This window comes from Nocardia jejuensis NBRC 103114, from assembly GCF_001613145.1.
Classification (GTDB): Bacteria; Actinomycetota; Actinomycetes; order Mycobacteriales; family Mycobacteriaceae; genus Nocardia; species Nocardia jejuensis.
Genome location: NZ_BDBU01000022.1, coordinates 21,200 through 36,109 on the forward strand (window position 1 = coordinate 21,200; position 14,910 = coordinate 36,109).

At 65.6% G+C, this 14,910-nt stretch carries 13 protein-coding genes and 1 pseudogene; 9 read left to right on the forward strand and 5 right to left on the reverse strand.

The features are described 5' to 3' along the window. Positions 1-38: 38 nt before the first annotated feature. Positions 39-965: a DMT family transporter gene (locus NJ1_RS17545; protein ID WP_157574061.1), complete on the reverse strand. Its 927-nt coding sequence runs from the start codon at positions 963-965 to the stop codon at positions 39-41. Between the two features lie 87 nt (positions 966-1,052). On the opposite strand from NJ1_RS17545, the gene NJ1_RS17550 reads away from it, so the two are divergent. Beyond that, positions 1,053-1,613: a CGNR zinc finger domain-containing protein gene (locus NJ1_RS17550; RefSeq protein WP_067695228.1), complete on the forward strand. Its 561-nt coding sequence runs from the start codon at positions 1,053-1,055 to the stop codon at positions 1,611-1,613. On the opposite strand, the gene NJ1_RS17555 is transcribed toward NJ1_RS17550, so the two are convergent. After that, positions 1,518-2,861 (reverse strand): glycosyltransferase family 87 protein, encoded by a 1,344-nt coding sequence (locus NJ1_RS17555; RefSeq protein ID WP_084478460.1) that lies wholly within the window; start codon positions 2,859-2,861, stop codon positions 1,518-1,520. The genes NJ1_RS17550 and NJ1_RS17555 overlap by 96 nt on opposite strands. Before the next feature lie 264 nt (positions 2,862-3,125). Here NJ1_RS17555 and rpsF point away from each other — a divergent pair, with 264 nt between their 5' ends. From rpsF to NJ1_RS38210, 7 genes and pseudogenes are all read left to right on the forward strand, one after another. Then, entirely contained in the window at positions 3,126-3,416 is a 291-nt protein-coding gene (gene rpsF, locus NJ1_RS17560; protein ID WP_067695491.1) for a 30S ribosomal protein S6, read from the forward strand. A gap of 105 nt (positions 3,417-3,521) precedes the next feature. Beyond that, on the forward strand, positions 3,522-4,097 hold the full coding sequence (locus tag NJ1_RS17565; protein ID WP_067695230.1) for a single-stranded DNA-binding protein: 576 nt from the start codon (positions 3,522-3,524) through the stop codon (positions 4,095-4,097). 78 nt (positions 4,098-4,175) lie between these two features. Beyond that, positions 4,176-4,430 (forward strand): 30S ribosomal protein S18, encoded by a 255-nt coding sequence (gene rpsR / locus NJ1_RS17570; protein WP_067695233.1) that lies wholly within the window; start codon positions 4,176-4,178, stop codon positions 4,428-4,430. Positions 4,431-4,447: 17 nt separating this feature from the next. Further along, complete coding sequence (gene rplI / locus NJ1_RS17575) at positions 4,448-4,903, forward strand: 50S ribosomal protein L9 (protein ID WP_067695235.1); 456 nt, start codon at positions 4,448-4,450, stop codon at positions 4,901-4,903. A 662-nt stretch (positions 4,904-5,565) separates the two neighbouring features. Next, complete coding sequence (gene dnaB / locus NJ1_RS17580) at positions 5,566-6,960, forward strand: replicative DNA helicase (RefSeq protein WP_067695237.1); 1,395 nt, start codon at positions 5,566-5,568, stop codon at positions 6,958-6,960. 87 nt (positions 6,961-7,047) lie between these two features. Further along, a pseudogene (locus tag NJ1_RS17585) lies at positions 7,048-8,334 on the forward strand (LAGLIDADG family homing endonuclease); the annotation flags it as partial. Between the two features lie 86 nt (positions 8,335-8,420). Next, a complete protein-coding gene (locus tag NJ1_RS38210; RefSeq protein ID WP_169813164.1) occupies positions 8,421-9,749 on the forward strand; it encodes a TetR/AcrR family transcriptional regulator in 1,329 nt (442 codons plus the stop codon). Between the two features lie 38 nt (positions 9,750-9,787). Here the strand turns inward: NJ1_RS38210 and NJ1_RS17595 are convergent, their stop codons facing one another. From NJ1_RS17595 to NJ1_RS17605, 3 genes are all read right to left on the reverse strand, one after another. Next, positions 9,788-11,578 (reverse strand): MFS transporter, encoded by a 1,791-nt coding sequence (locus NJ1_RS17595; protein WP_067695238.1) that lies wholly within the window; start codon positions 11,576-11,578, stop codon positions 9,788-9,790. A gap of 63 nt (positions 11,579-11,641) precedes the next feature. After that, a complete protein-coding gene (locus NJ1_RS17600) occupies positions 11,642-12,613 on the reverse strand; it encodes a lipase family alpha/beta hydrolase (RefSeq protein WP_084478443.1) in 972 nt (323 codons plus the stop codon). Positions 12,614-12,870: 257 nt separating this feature from the next. After that, positions 12,871-13,857, reverse strand: a complete 987-nt coding sequence (locus tag NJ1_RS17605) for an NADPH:quinone oxidoreductase family protein (RefSeq protein ID WP_067695242.1) — start codon at positions 13,855-13,857, stop codon at positions 12,871-12,873. A gap of 285 nt (positions 13,858-14,142) precedes the next feature. Here NJ1_RS17605 and fabG point away from each other — a divergent pair, with 285 nt between their 5' ends. Beyond that, positions 14,143-14,901 carry a 3-oxoacyl-ACP reductase FabG gene (gene fabG, locus NJ1_RS17610; protein WP_067695245.1) on the forward strand — a complete coding sequence of 253 codons (759 nt, stop codon included), beginning with the start codon at positions 14,143-14,145 and terminating at the stop codon, positions 14,899-14,901. Positions 14,902-14,910 lie beyond the last annotated feature (9 nt).

The window sequence follows — 14,910 nt, forward strand, 5'->3', positions numbered from 1 at the left end:
GCCGGGCCATTCGGATCGGCCCGACTCGGTGACGATCCTCAGCGGCGAAGCGCCGTCACCGGCGGGGGCACCGCGGCGGCGGCATCGGCGGCGGGCCGGTCGGGCGCCGGTGAACCGGGCCGTGCCGCGAGCACCGTGCCGAGCAGGCCCACGGTCAGTCCGACCACCGTCAAGGCGTGCAGCGGCTGATCGATGACCAGCCAGGCCATCACCGCGGTCACCGCGGGAATGACGAAGAACATGCGGCTGACCCGGGTGGCGTCCCAGCGCTGCAGCATGGTGTTCAGCAGCAGGAACGCGCCCATGGAATTGACGAGCACCATCCAGATCAGCGATCCGGTCAAGCGCCCGGGATCCGAGACGTGGAAGTCGCCGCCCGCCAGCACCATCAGGCCCGCGAAGGGCGCGGCCACCGCCATGTGCACGGCGGTGCCGGCACGCGGATCGATCTTCGGGGTGAAGTGCTTCTGATAGACGGTGCCCAGGCTCAGCCCGAGCAGGCCCACCACGCACAGCAGCAGTCCGGACAGCGAGAACGAGGACTGATCCAGAACGGCCAGACCGACTCCCAGACCGCCGATTCCGAAGCCCAGCCACTGCAGGCGGCTCACCCGTTCCCCGAGCAGGCCCGCGAAGACCGCGATCACCACCGGGCTCAGGCCCTGCACCAGCGAGATCACCGCGGCGGTGACGTGCTCGCCCATCGCGGTGTAGAAGCCGCCGAACTGGACCATCTGCATGAGCAGTCCGGCGACCATGGTGTGCGCGAGCACCCGCCCCCGGGGCCAGGTCGCGCCCGTCACCAGGGCCAGCACGATCAGCAGGACTCCGGCGATCGCGAAGCGGCCGAACAGCACCAGCATGGGCGGCGCCGCCCCGACGCCGATGACGCCCGCGATGAAGGCGCTGCTCCACATGAAGATCAGGGCGGGCGGACCCGCCACCTCCAAGAGCCGGTTGTTCATCGGATCACCCCTTCCGCGCTAACCATCTTGGATGGTTACTACCGTCGCATCGGTGGAATAACCTGTCAAGAGGGTTACTATGAACAGGTGTCCCACTTCGACGACCCGCACTTCTTCGTCAGCGGCAATCTCGCGCTGAACTTCATCGGCACACTGTCCGGCCGCCGCGCCGAACAGCGCGACATGGTGAGAACGCCTGCGGCCCTGGGTGACTGGATACGCGCGTCGGGCCTGCTCGACCGCGCCCCGGAGTGCGACGACGCCACCGTCGGCGACGCCGCGACCCTGCGCGAGGCCGCCTACCGCCTGGCGCAGGCCGCCATGGCGGGCGAGGCGTTCCCCGACGCCGACCGCCGGCTCGTCAATACCGTTGCGCGAGGCGGAATTCCCGAGGCCACACTGCGCCCGGACGGCACCGTGCACCACACCGGCAGCGCGGCGCACGCGCTCGCCGCCATCGCCCGCTCGGCCGTCGAACTACTCGGCGGCGCGGAACGCGAACGGATCAAGGAATGCGGGCGAGAGGGGTGCACCCGGCTCTATATCGACACCTCACGCGGCGGTTCGCGCCGGTGGTGCGATATGACCGTCTGCGGAAACCGGGCCAAGAGCGCGGCCTTCCGCGCCCGGCACGCCGAGCCGGCCTGACCAGCGCGGGCGCGCCCGGACGAAGAGGAAGAAGAACACCAGCAGCAACGCGGCGCGCCCCCACACGCCGAACAGCACGATGTTCTCCTGCAGGTCCGCGTTGTGCCCGGACCCGAGGGCGTAGAAGTACCGGAACACGCCGATCCCGATCGACGCGTCCGCGAGCAGATACACCCCGATCAGCGACCACGGCACTTCCAGCAGCACCAGGAACGGGATCAGCCACAGCGTGTACTGCGGCGAATGCACCTTGTGGAACAACAGGAATCCACACAGCATGGCGCCGCTCACACCGATCCACGGATAGACCCCGGTGACCACGTAGCGTTTGCAGCCCAGCCAGGTCGCCAGCGCGAAGGAGACCAGCACCAGCAGCGGCGAGGCCATCGAGACCACGTCCTGGAAGCTCGCCTCGGCCGCCTCGGAACTGCCGAACATCGGGCGCAGACCCCAGTACCAGATGGAATTGGTGGTGATGTCGGCATGACGCAACTGCTGGAACGTGATCGACGCGCGCCAGCCCTCGTACCCCGACAGCGCGAACGGCAGATTGACCGCGATCACGGTGAGCAGACCGGTCACCGCGACCAGCACGGCGCCGCGCACGTCGTAGTCGCGCCGGCGTTCGTACTCGTCGTGCTCGCCGAGCAGCACGTGAATCAGCAGGGGCAGCAGGAAGATTCCCGGATACAGCTTCAGACAGAAACCGATCCCCAGCAGCACCGCGGCCAGAATTCCGCGGGTGCGCAACGAGTATCGGGTCATGGCGGTGACCACATAGAACGCGGCGACCGCCGTGCACACCACGGGCAGTTCCCAGTTGTGGAAGGCGTACAGCACCAGCGGCGGGCCCGCGGCCCACAGCAGCGCCGCGCGACCGGCCATGCGGCCCAGCATGTACGCGGTCAGCAGCGCGAAGGGCGTCAGCAGCAGCGCCGAATGCAGCAGGAACGCGGCGTCATTGTCCGCACCCAGCGCGCCCAGCCACATGAAAAGGCCACTGAGAACCGGGTATTCGACCGCGCCGCCGGTGAGCATGCCGTCCCCGGTGATGCCGCCCGACAGATACGGGAAGACGTGCTCGTTGATATCGCGCCCCAGCCACAGGAACTGGATGTCCGAGTAACAGACGTTCGAGTCCTTGACCGAATCGAAGATCGTGCTGCGGCCCGACTCGTCGAACGGCGCACCGGCACAACGCGCCTTGTTGAGATAGGCGAGCAGCAGCGTGACCGAACAGATCAGCATGGCTGTGAGCCCGGTCACCGACCATCCCGCACCCGCGCGAGGGCCTGCGACCGGCTCGCGGGTCACGAGTCGGTTCGACATGGCCCCCACCCTAGGCGGAGCACCGGCGTGGTGACCCTCTTTGTCCGGCGCGAGAACGCCGAAACCACCCCATTACGGGGATCGTTCGCAGCTCATGTAGCCTTGTCGGGTTGCTGACGCAACGAACCCTCCTGCCACGGATCGTCCGTGGCCGTTTACAGACCACAGGAGGTGATGAGGTCCGTGCGTCATTATGAAGTGATGGTTATTCTCGATCCGAGCCTGGACGAGCGCACCGTCGGCCCGAACCTGAACACCATGCTCGGTGTTGTCGGGACCGAAGGCGGCAAGGTCGACAACGTCGACATCTGGGGCCGCCGTCGTCTGGCCTACGAAATCTCCAAGCAAGCTGAAGGCATCTACGCGATCGTCACTCTGACGGCCGAGTCCGCCACCGTCAGCGAGCTTGATCGCCAGCTGGGGCTCAACGAGTCGGTGCTGCGCACCAAGGTGCTGCGCCTCGACAAGAAGTAGTCCAGTCCTCCCGCAAGTGCGCTCGTAAATCGTCGGTCCATGTCTCTAGGCTGATCGGCAAGCGCGAGTGCATATTGCGGACTGCACCGGAAAGCAGGAGGAACCATGGCAGCAGGCGACACGGTCATTACCGTCATCGGAAATCTGACGGCTGACCCCGAGCTTCGATTCACGCCCGCGGGCGCAGCGGTCGCGAACTTCACGGTCGCGTCCACTCCCCGTGTGTTCGACCGTAATACCAATGAATGGAAAGACGGCGAAGCGCTTTTCTTGCGCTGCAACATCTGGCGTGAAGCTGCGGAGAATGTCGCCGAGAGCCTGACCCGAGGCTCACGAGTGATCGTGAGCGGACGACTGAAGCAGCGCTCCTACGAAACCCGCGAGGGTGAGAAGCGCACAGTCGTCGAACTCGAAGTCGAAGAAGTGGGTCCTTCGCTGAAGTACGCGACCGCGAAGATCAACAAAACCACCCGTGGCGGTGGCGGCGGAGGCTTCTCGGGCGGCGGCCAGCAGGGCGGCGGCGGTGCACCTTCGGGTGGCGGCGGCGGCTTTTCCGGCGGCGGCAGTGGAGGCAGTGGCGGTGGTCGTGGCGGCCAGAGTGCCGGCGACGACCCGTGGGGCAGTGCGCCCGCGGCCGGCTCCTTCGGGGGCGGCCAAATGGACGATGAACCGCCGTTCTAGGCAATCGGCTTAATCCGGCCCTGCCGGAACGGCTTTCGCAGGGAGCTCCAGGCTCCCCAAAAATTACGGAGTAAGACCATGGCCAAAGCACCGGCACGCGAAAAGGTGCTGAAGAAGAAGGCTTGCGCCTTCTGCAAGGAGAAGAAGGTCAGCGGGACCGCCAAGATCGATTACAAGGACACCGCGCTGCTGCGCAAGTACGTGTCCGATCGTGGCAAGATCCGCGCTCGTCGTGTGACTGGCAATTGCGTCCAGCACCAGCGCGACGTTGCCATCGCCGTCAAGAACTCGCGTGAGGTCGCTCTGCTGCCTTACGTCTCCACCGCTCGCTGAGAAGGGAAGGCACAGCAATGAAGCTCATTCTCACCGCTGATGTCGACAACCTCGGCGCGCCCGGGGACACCGTCGAGGTCAAGGACGGCTACGGCCGGAACTTCCTGCTCCCCCGTGGGCTGGCCATCGTGGCCACCCGTGGTGCGGAGAAGCAGGTCGCTGGCATTCGCCGGGCGCAGGATGCTCGTCGCGTGCGCGACCTCGACCACGCCAACGAACTGAAGCAGGCCCTGCAGGGTCTGGAAGGCGTCTCGCTGTCCGTCAAGACCGCGGGCACCGGCAAGCTTTTCGGTTCGGTCACCACCGCCGACGTCGCGGGCGCCATCAAGGCTGCCGGCGGCCCGGTTGTGGACAAGCGCAGCATCGAGCTGCCGAAGGCTCACATCAAGACCACCGGCAAGCACGGTGTCGTGGTGCATCTGCACCCGGATGTGGCCGCGAAGTTCGACCTGCAGGTCACTGCCGCCGAGTAATTCGGCTGCCGCGTTCCCGATCTCGAATCGGGAGTGACGGTCTCTTCGGAATCGGAGGCCACCTTCTCGGTGGTCTCCGATTCCGTTTGCCAGGTATTGGCTTTTTCCGCTCGGGGGTAATCGGCGTGGGTCGCCGTTCTGCGTGACTCGTCGCGTTTTCCCAGGCTGTGGATTACAAATAGAACCAACCGTTCCTATTGTGTGTTGAGTCACATGTTGGGCATGGTCCGTTCACCCAACACGCCCGGACGCGGCCGTCCAGCGACACGCCGCACCAGTTTGATCCACAGTTGCGAAGACTGAGAAATCGGCCACTACCTGGAGATTGAAGGCCCTCACCGACTGTTGTCCCCAAGTAATCCACAGGGGGTGCACAACGGCAGGTGAACAATACCCACGTTATCCACAGGTGTGTGCACAGCTCGGTTTGGCGGGTGCCCGCCCGGTCGCCTAGGTTCGCATCATTTGCGTGATCATGGCCTCGGGGACGGCATGATTCCGGGTACCGCACGGGCGGCACCACCGGTTTGCCGGTGCGCGCCCACGGCACCTCGTCACCGACGCGTGCCCGGACCGCGTGGCAGCCGAAACATGTCGGTGTGCAGGCGTACAACGGGTCATGGATCTCGTATCCGGGCCGGAGGAGAGAGGACGGTCACCTGATGGCAGTCATCGACGATCGCGGCCACGACGACCACGGCCCCTCCAACTATCGCGAAGCCCCCGGTGAGGATTTCGGCCGCCAGCCTCCCAACGACATGGCCGCCGAACAGTCGGTGCTGGGCGGCATGCTGCTGTCCAAGGACGCCATCGCCGACGTCATCGAGGTCATCCGCCCCGGCGACTTCTACCGCCCCGCGCACGAGTCCATCTACGACGCCATCCTGGACCTCTACGGTCGCGGCGAACCCGCCGACCCGGTCACCGTGGCCGCCGCCCTGGACCGCAAGGGCGACCTCAAGCGCATCGGCGGCCCCCCGTACCTGGTCACCATCACCCAGACGGTCCCCACCGCCGCCAACGCCGGCTACTACGCCGAAATCGTTGCGGAGAAGGCGATCCTGCGCCGCCTCGTCGAGGCCGGCACCCGCATCGTCCAATACGGCTACGCCGGCGCCGACGGCCAGGACGTCGCCGAGGTCGTCGACCGCGCCCAGGCCGAGCTCTACGACGTCACCGAACGCCGAGCCACCGAAGACTTCCTCCCCCTCGAAGAACTCCTCCAGCCCACGATGGACGAAATCGACTCCATCGCCAGCCGAGGCGGTATCTCCCTCGGCGTCCCCACCGGATTCACCGAACTCGACGAACTGACAAACGGCCTGCACCCCGGCCAAATGGTCATCGTCGCGGCCCGGCCGGGCGTGGGCAAATCGACCCTGGGAATGGATTTCATGCGCAGTTGCTCTATCAAGCATGGGATGGCCAGCGTTATCTTCTCGCTGGAGATGAGTCGTACGGAAATTGTCATGCGCCTCCTATCGGCGGAGGCGAAGATCAAGCTTGGTGATATGCGGTCGGGGCGCATGACCGATGATGACTGGACGAAACTCGCGCGGCGGATGAGCGAGATTTCCGAAGCGCCACTGTTCGTGGATGATTCGCCGAACCTGACCATGATGGAGATTCGGGCCAAGGCTCGGCGGCTGAAGCAGCGGCATGATCTTCGGTTGATTGTCGTCGACTACCTGCAGCTCATGTCCTCGGGTAAAAAGGTCGAATCGCGTCAGCAGGAAGTTTCGGACTTCTCTCGAAGTTTGAAGCTGATGGCCAAGGAATTGGAAGTTCCCGTCATTGCGATTTCGCAGCTCAACCGTGGTCCTGAGCAGCGGACGGATAAGCGACCAATGGTGTCCGATTTGCGCGAAAGTGGAAGTTTGGAGCAAGATGCCGATATGGTCATTTTGTTACATAGGCCCGATGCTTTCGAGCGAGATGACCCACGCGGTGGCGAAGCGGATCTTATTGTCGGTAAACACCGAAATGGCCCGACTGCGACGATTACCGTCGCGCACCAGCTGCATTTGAGCAAGTTCGTCGATATGGCTCGCGGCTAGTCCTGCTCCGGCTATTGTTATCCAGTGCATTGGCACCGACCAGAACAATCGATGGACATACCTCACAGGGGTTTTGATCTTCGCAAGTCGGGGTGCTTTCCCGCCTCGACGCGAATTCTTCGCGCCGACAACGGGAGTGAAATTTCCCTCGGTGCACTATGGAAGAACGGCGAGCAGCCATTGGTCTGGTCGCTAGATGAACACATGCGGATGGTCTGTCAACCGATCGTGCATGTGTTTCATAGTGGTCGCGCGGAAGTGTTCCGGCTCCGACTGGCATCCGGCCGCGAGCTCGAGGCCACAGGAAGCCACCCGTTCCTCACGATGAGTGGCTGGGTTCCCTTGACGCGACTCGAAACCGATGACCGCCTGGCAATCCCGAGATATGTACCGCAGCCTGTGCGCACGGGATCCATGCCCGATCCCGAAGTGATCCTGCTGGCGCACATGATCGGAGATGGATCCTGCGTGAAACGGCAGCCGATCCGCTACGCCAGCATCGACGAAGAGAACCTCTCGGTAGTAACCGCCTCGGCGACCCACTTCGGCGTGACCGCGATCCGCGATGACTACCCGGCGGCCAGGGTCACGACTCTCCGACTCCCAGCGCCCTACCACCTCACGCATGGACGGCGGAACCCGATCGCGGCCTGGCTCGATGAACTCGGGCTTTTTGGGCTCCGCAGCTACGACAAGTTCGTTCCCACACGCGTGTTCTCGTTGCCCAATACCAAGATCGCGCTTTTCCTCCGACATCTTTGGGCCACCGACGGTTCTGTGCGCTGGGACGCGAAGAGTCGACAGGCGCGGATCTACTATTCGTCCACCAGCCGCCAGCTCACAGATGATGTCGCCCACCTGCTGGTTCGGCTGGGTGTACACGGCCGCATCAAACCAGCACACAAGCCGGGCTACCGCGTTTGCTGGCATCTCACCATCGACGGCGCGGAAAACCAGACTGTCTTCCTCCGGGATATCGGAGTCCACGGTGCGCGCGGACTGGCCGCGAAAGCGGCTCTGGCCGAACTCGAGCCGATAAGCCGCAATACAAATGTGGACACCGTTCCCAAGGAGATCTGGGCGAACATACGTTCTTCGATGGCCGCAAAGGGGATGACGCATCGAGACTTTCAGGCGGCAATGGGGTCTCAGTACTGCGGTTCGGCGATGTGGAAACGATCACCGAGCCGCTCACGCCTCGCCCGCATGGCGGCACTCCTGGACGATGCCGAGCTTGCGATGTTCGCGACCAGCGATGTCTTCTGGGATCGGATCGTCGAGATCAGGAGCCTCGGGGAGCAAGAGGTCTATGGCGGGTTGGTGCCGGGGACCTATAACTTCGTCGCGCAGGGGATATCGGTGCACAATCCGCTGCGGTGGGAGACTGCCGTCGGGGGGTGAATCCGGGGGGGTGGGAGCGTGCCCGGCGGGTTATGGGGCGGGAGGTAACGTTGGGCGGCATGACCGTCTCGAACACGGGGCCGGGCCTCGACGGGGTCGCCAGGAAGAGGCGGTCGACCGGGGTGCGGCCTACCGATGACTCGCTGTTGGATGGGGTTGTCGCGGTGTTCGCCGAGCACGGGTTCGACCGCGCGACGATGGACGAGTTGGCGGTTGCCGCCGATACGTCGAAACCGACGCTGTATTCGCATTTCGGGGGGAAGGAACAGCTGTTCGAGGCGTGCGTGCGGCGTGAGGCGGAGCGGCTGCGGGGGTGGATGCTTCAGAGCTATCGGCGGGCCGACGGGTTCGGGATCGAGCGGCAGACCGATATCACCACGCACGCGCTTTTCGATTTCGCGGCGCGGCACGATCAGGGGTTTCGGTTGCTGTTCGGGTCGGCTACCCGGCCGCATGCCAGGCAGATTTCCGATGGGGTGCTGCGGCCGATCGTCGCCAAGATCGCCGAGTTGATTCGCGTCGAGCATCAGAAGGATGAGCGGGTCTGGGCCGCCAGTGCGGATTTCTGCGCGGCGGTGGTGGCCGATATCGCCGTGCGGGGTGTCACGCAGGCGGTCGAGCGGCGGTTGGATGTCACCGCGGCCGCCGAGTTGACGATCTCGATGACGGTGGCGGCGCTGCGGCAGCTCGATCCCGATGCGGCGCGGGCGCTGGATCGCGCGGCCGGTCCCGCGATGGCGAGCGACCCGGCGGCGAGTGCGGTTGTCTCCGAGGCCTATCCGCCGTTGCGGATCGTCCGGACCGTCCCCGAGGGTCGTCCGGTGGGCCGCCCGCCCACTGCCACCGTGGATCAGGTGCTGGATACCGCGATTCGCATCTTCGGGACCGCAGAACGGTTCGAAGCGGGTTCTGTGGCAATCGAACTCGGCATGAGCCGCACCACGCTGTATCGGTGGTTCGGGTCGCGGGAGGGGCTGCTGGGGGCCGCGCTCGCTCGCCAATTCGAGCAGCTGGTGATCCGGATCGACAGCCGGCGCGACAGCCGGGGCGTGCTGCGGATCTCCGAGGTTCTCGACCGCGCTACCCGTTCGGTGGCGGCCGACCCCGCGTTGCGGCGGTTCCTGGAGAACGAGTCCGGTCCGGCCTTGCGCCTCATCACCCGGGCTGACGGTCCGGTGCACGCGGGCAGCGTCGCGGTGATCAGGGCTCTGATCGATCGCGCTCGTGAGCAGGACGGATATCGGCCGCCGGTCGACGGTTCGGTGCTGGCGTATTCCATCGCCCGGGTCGCCGAGGCGTTCCTGTACGACGATACGGCCGGTGATATCCGGGGCGATGTCGAGCATCTGCGGCAGGTGCAGCGGACACTGCTGGGGATCGACCGCTAGGAGCCCCCGTCTGTCCCGAGGGCCCCTAGCGATGGTCGCTATCGTGTTCCCGCGGAATGTAATTCGGCGTCCACGGCCGCGCGGTGCCGTTCGGCGTCCGAGCGGGCGGCCGCCGGGCTCCACCGCCCGGTGAGCAACCAGATGGACGGCAGGAACAGCACCTGAGCCGCGAAGCACAGCCACCACAGTCGCCCCCATTGGCCGGGCGAATCGTGCGCGGCGGTCCGCACCTCGCTCGCGTGCACGGTGAGGTAGGCCAGGTCGTCCGCGGGCACGGCGCTCGCCGCGCGCAGTGCGGTGACGGCGTCGGTGACGCGGCCACCGTTCTGTTGCAGGAATCGCTGGTCCGATTCGGTGAGTCCCGGCGAATTCTGTTGCCGCTGTAGGGTGATCACCCGTCCGACGTCTCCGGTGGGCAGGTTCGCGATCTGCCCGAGCGCTTCGGCCTGCACCGCCGGATCCTCGGGTTTCATGGACAGTTCGGCTTTGACCGCGGGGCTGAGGCGTTGCAGGGTGGCCAGTTCGGGCTGATAGCGGGTGGCGAGTTCGGTCACCCGGTGTCCGGATTCGACCAGTACGTTCGCGGCCGGGATCAGGAAGATGAGCCCGGTGAAGCCGAGCACGACCGCGATGCGCACGCTCGCGCCCCACACTGCCAGTCCGGTGGCGGTCGCGGCGGGATTGCGCGCTTCGACGGTTTCGGTGAACGCCGCCATCCAGGTCGCGAAGGTCATGCCCGATCCGAACGCGATGACCAGGATGATCATGGCGAAGCGGTAGTAGCCGGTATCGCCCGCGGCGGTCGCGACGGCGAACCATCCGACCCCGATCGCGCTGATCACGCCGCCGATCAGCATGAACGGTTTGCGCACCCGGATCAGATCGGACAGTGCCCCGAAGATCACCAGGGTGAGCGCGTTGGCGATCCAGTACCAGTTGGCGAGGGCGTTGGCTCGCGCTTCGCTGTAGCCGTAGGTGGTGACGTAGAACAGTACGAAGAACCCGACAGCCAGGTAGTAGAACAGCAGGTAGCTGCTGATCGCCATGGCGGGCAACACGATTCGAGCGTGCAGCATCTGATGCCAGTGCCCTCGGAGCACCGATTCCGGATCCAGATCGCGAGCCCTGGCCTCGAGCAGTGCTCGGTCGCGAAGGCTGACCATCAACTGATCCCGCAGTGCGGGGGCGAGTTCTCGCAGCCAGATGAACGCGGCGACGAAGACGATCCAGCCGATGATGCCCGCGACCTGGAATTGGAATTGCCAGCGCGGATGCTCGTCCAGGGTGCTGCTGGAGATGGCGGTGGCCAGCAGGCTGCCGAGCACCGGCCCCAGGGTCCAGAAGCCCATGGCCGAGGCTCGTCCCAGCTGCGGGGAGAAGTCTCTGATCAGGGCGGGCGTGGCGACCAGGACCACGCCTTCGACCCCGCTGATCAGCGCGAAGAGCATCAGGTAGGACGTCGCGCCGCCCACTTCGGGTACCGCGAAAAGCATGAGCAGCGAGACGATGACCAGCCCGTAGACCACGAGGTTTGCGCGACCCCATCGGTCCGCGAGTCCGGCCGCCAGCGAGCCGATCGCGCCGATCGCGCCGCCGACGATCTGGATGACGATGAAGTAGGTCAGCGACATGCCGAGGTCGGCGATGACTTTGGTGGCGACGGTGCCCTGGGCGTAGAGCTGGTAGTAGAGCACCACCGTGGCCGCGATGGTGATGGCCAGGTATCGGGTGCGGGCGGCGGTGCCGGGGAAGCGGTCCAATTGGCGACCCCAGATGCCGGTCGCGGCGGGGACGGATGGCGGAGCAGTGGCGGTGGGTGAGCGGGTCATGCTGCACTTCCGTGATCGTGAGGTCGGGCCGAGGTTACGAAAGTCATTGGGGGAATTCGGATCTCACCCGTTGCGGGGTCGACCGGAGCAGTTCACGGGTACGGCGTTCTCGGGGTCGAGCGCGTTCAGGACATGCTGTGCGGCAACGGGATCGGAGGACGCGCCGTTGTGTTCGAACAGCGCCAGCGGGCATTGGTCCTGCACGACGATGTTCGTGATGTTGGGTGCGAGGGGCCCGAATCCGCTGGTGTACGGCAGCACGATCTCGTCGTAGCGGGTCATGATGAACGTGTATCGGATGTCCGGCTCATAGGCGGTGCCCGAGTTGAGTGAGGCGAGGAAGTTCGATCCGGTGGCCAGTTGCACCGCGGCGCCCGCTCCGGAGTTCACCATCAATTGCTGGGCACCGTCCCAGAGTCCGACCCGCGAGAGCAGTGATCCGATCAGCGCCCCGCCGTTGGCTTGGGTCCCGTTGTTGATGGGGGTGAGGTTCACCGACTTGGCGACTTTGGCGGCCCCGCCGAGGTATTTGATGTACCAGCGCGGCATGACGGTGCCCTCGGAGTGTCCGACGAAGTCGACTTTCGCCGCGCCGGTCGCGGCGAGCACCCGGTCCACGAACGGGGCGAGTTCCTCGGTTGCCGACTCGACCATCGAACGCAGGCCGGGCACCGTGTTCAGCGGCGCGGGCAGGCGCGATTCCATGCCGTAGTTCAGCGCGAACACGCAGTAGCCGTTGTTGGCCAGCAGCGGGGCGAGGGTGGCCCAGTCCGCTGCCTGCGTCGCGGTGAGTCCGTGCAGGAGGATGACGGGCTCGGGATGTTCCGGCGTGGGGCGGCAGTTCCAGTCGTTCGCGCCGGGTGGGGACGACGGGTCGAAGTAGTGCGCGAGTCCCTCGCCCAGTCCGTAGGGGACCGGATAGGTGGGCTGCGCGGAGACGGGTCCGGTGCTCGAAAGCGCTGCGGCGCAGGTGAATATCGCGGTGGCCAGCAGGCGGCGGACGGGGGTGCGGCGGGTCGGGCGATGGGTCGGCATGTGGGTCTCCTGGAACGTCGTTGTGCCTGTCTATTGCTAGCATCCTTTACCGTTCGGTAAGAGTGTTTTCGCTAAACTTCAGTTCGATGGGGTCTTGAATGGAACATAGAATGCCTTGCGTTCCGATACCGATGTCGCGCCCTCGGCCCCGACGCGGACGGACGGCACGAAATGACGCCGGTTACCGGGCGCCTCCGCCTCAGCATCGGAAGGGACTGCGGCACCGCACTTCTCGGCGGCACCGCACTTCTCGACCATCACGGCCGGACTATGACCCTCCCGACCGTGTCTCCCGCACCCAGCCGGGTGAGCGCGCCGGGTAGATCGGCCAGCGGAATCGTGCTGTCGATCACCGGGGATACGAGCCCTTTGTCCGCGAGTTCCACGAGCGCGTCGTGCGCCTCGCGCACCGCACGGTAGCGATGCTGCCGGTACAGCCCCCAGTGCAAGCCGAGGATCGAATAGTTCTTCACCAGGGCGTGATTGAGCGCCGGAGCCTGCACCACACCGGCGGCGAAGCCGACCACGACTATCCGCCCGTCGAAGGCGATGCACTTCGTGGAACGGGTGTAGGTTTCGCCGCCGACCGGGTCGTAGATGACGTCCGCGCCGTGGCCGGCGGTGACGGCGCGCACCACCCCGACGAAGTCCTCGACGGTTCGGTCGACGACGATGTCGGCCCCCTGCGCGCGTGCGATCTCCGCCTTGTCCGCACCACCGACCACGGCGATCACCCGGGCGCCCGCGGCCTTGCCCAATTGCACTGCCGCACTGCCGACTCCGCCCGCCGCGGCATGCACGAGCAGTGTCTCGCCGCGCTGGAGTCGTGCCCGGTGATGCAGCCCGAACCATCCGGTCTGGTAGCCGATATGGAACGCGGCAGCCTGCGGGTCCTCGAGCACGGCCGGGGCGGGGAACACCTCACGGGCATTCACCACGGCGAGTTCGGCGAACGCGCCGTGCGGCATCGATGTCACGCCGATGACGCGATCACCGATCTCGAATTCCCCTCCCGCGCGCGGATCGGCGGCGATCACCTCGCCGCAGAGCTCGACGCCGGGCGTGAACGGCAGCTCGGGACGGATCTGATACTCGCCTCGGCACATCAGGACGTCCGGGAAGTTGGCCGCGGCCGCACGGACTCGAACGACCAGCTGCCCCGTGCCCGCCACGGGTTCGTCCAGTTCGGTCCATCGCAGGGCATCCGCGGGAGCACCCAATCGTGTTATCTGCCAAGCCTTCACATCTACCTCCGGTCCGTACCCGGGAAACCGATGCCATCGAGGACGAGGGCCATCGACTCAGATCCCTTGTTTTGGAACATGCGATGGAAAACGTTCCACAGGCCGGGTTTGAGTGTCAAGGAAATACACTGCCAGCAACCAAGTTTTGTACTACGTCTAGCGCACTTGCCATGCTCATGTTTACTATCTGGTAAAGCTTGAGCCGTGATGGACGACCGGCAGCGGCGAAGACCACCCGGCGCGCGTGATGTGCCTGCCGGGCAACGATTCTGGAGGACAAGACAGATGAATCGACCTCAACGGACCGCCATCGTCACCGGCGCCGCACGCGGCATAGGTCGTGCGGTGGCACTCCGGCTGGCCGCGGACGGCATGTCCGTCGCTGTTCTGGATCTCGAGGAAACCGCCTGTCAGGTGGTCGTCAAGGAGATCGAGGCCGCCGGTGGGCGTGCGCTCGCCGTCGCCGCCGACGTGAGCGGGGAATCCGCTGTCGAGCAGGCGACGCAGCGGGTCGCCGCCGAACTGGGCGCACCGACCGTGCTGGTCAACAATGCCGGTGTGCTGCGGGACAATCTGCTGTTCAAGATGAGTGTCCAGGACTGGGACACCGTGATGGACGTGCACCTCAAAGGGGCGTTCCTGCTCGCCCGCGCGACGCAGCAGTACATGATCGGCGAGGGCTGGGGCCGCATCGTGAACCTGTCCAGCTCCTCGGCCCTCGGCAATCGCGGCCAATCCAATTACGCCGCGGCCAAGGCCGGATTGCAGGGCTTCACGAAAACCCTGGCGCTCGAACTCGGCAGGTTCGGCGTGACCGCGAACGCCGTCGCTCCCGGATTCATCGAGACCGACATGACCGCCGCCACCGCCGCCCGCATGGGTGTGCCGTTCGACGACTTCACCAGGGCCGTGGTGGCGCAGATTCCGGTCGGCCGGGCCGGGCAGCCGCAGGACATCGCCGCCACCATCTCGTTCCTCGCGGGCGAGGATTCCGGATTCGTCTCCGGCCAAGTGATTTACGTGGCCGGCGGGCCTCGGAACTGATCGGGAAGG

Coding starts and splice junctions, on each gene's coding strand:
- fabG (WP_067695245.1), top strand. CDS start 14,143: ATGAATCGACCTCAACGGACCGCCATCGTCACCGGCGCCGCACGCGGC.
- dnaB (WP_067695237.1), top strand. CDS start 5,566: ATGGCAGTCATCGACGATCGCGGCCACGACGACCACGGCCCCTCCAAC.
- rplI (WP_067695235.1), top strand. CDS start 4,448: ATGAAGCTCATTCTCACCGCTGATGTCGACAACCTCGGCGCGCCCGGG.
- NJ1_RS17545 (WP_157574061.1), bottom strand. CDS start 965: ATGAACAACCGGCTCTTGGAGGTGGCGGGTCCGCCCGCCCTGATCTTC.
- rpsR (WP_067695233.1), top strand. CDS start 4,176: ATGGCCAAAGCACCGGCACGCGAAAAGGTGCTGAAGAAGAAGGCTTGC.
- NJ1_RS38210 (WP_169813164.1), top strand. CDS start 8,421: ATGACCGTCTCGAACACGGGGCCGGGCCTCGACGGGGTCGCCAGGAAG.
- NJ1_RS17555 (WP_084478460.1), bottom strand. CDS start 2,861: ATGCTGATCTGTTCGGTCACGCTGCTGCTCGCCTATCTCAACAAGGCG.
- NJ1_RS17565 (WP_067695230.1), top strand. CDS start 3,522: ATGGCAGCAGGCGACACGGTCATTACCGTCATCGGAAATCTGACGGCT.
- NJ1_RS17600 (WP_084478443.1), bottom strand. CDS start 12,613: ATGCCGACCCATCGCCCGACCCGCCGCACCCCCGTCCGCCGCCTGCTG.
- NJ1_RS17595 (WP_067695238.1), bottom strand. CDS start 11,578: ATGACCCGCTCACCCACCGCCACTGCTCCGCCATCCGTCCCCGCCGCG.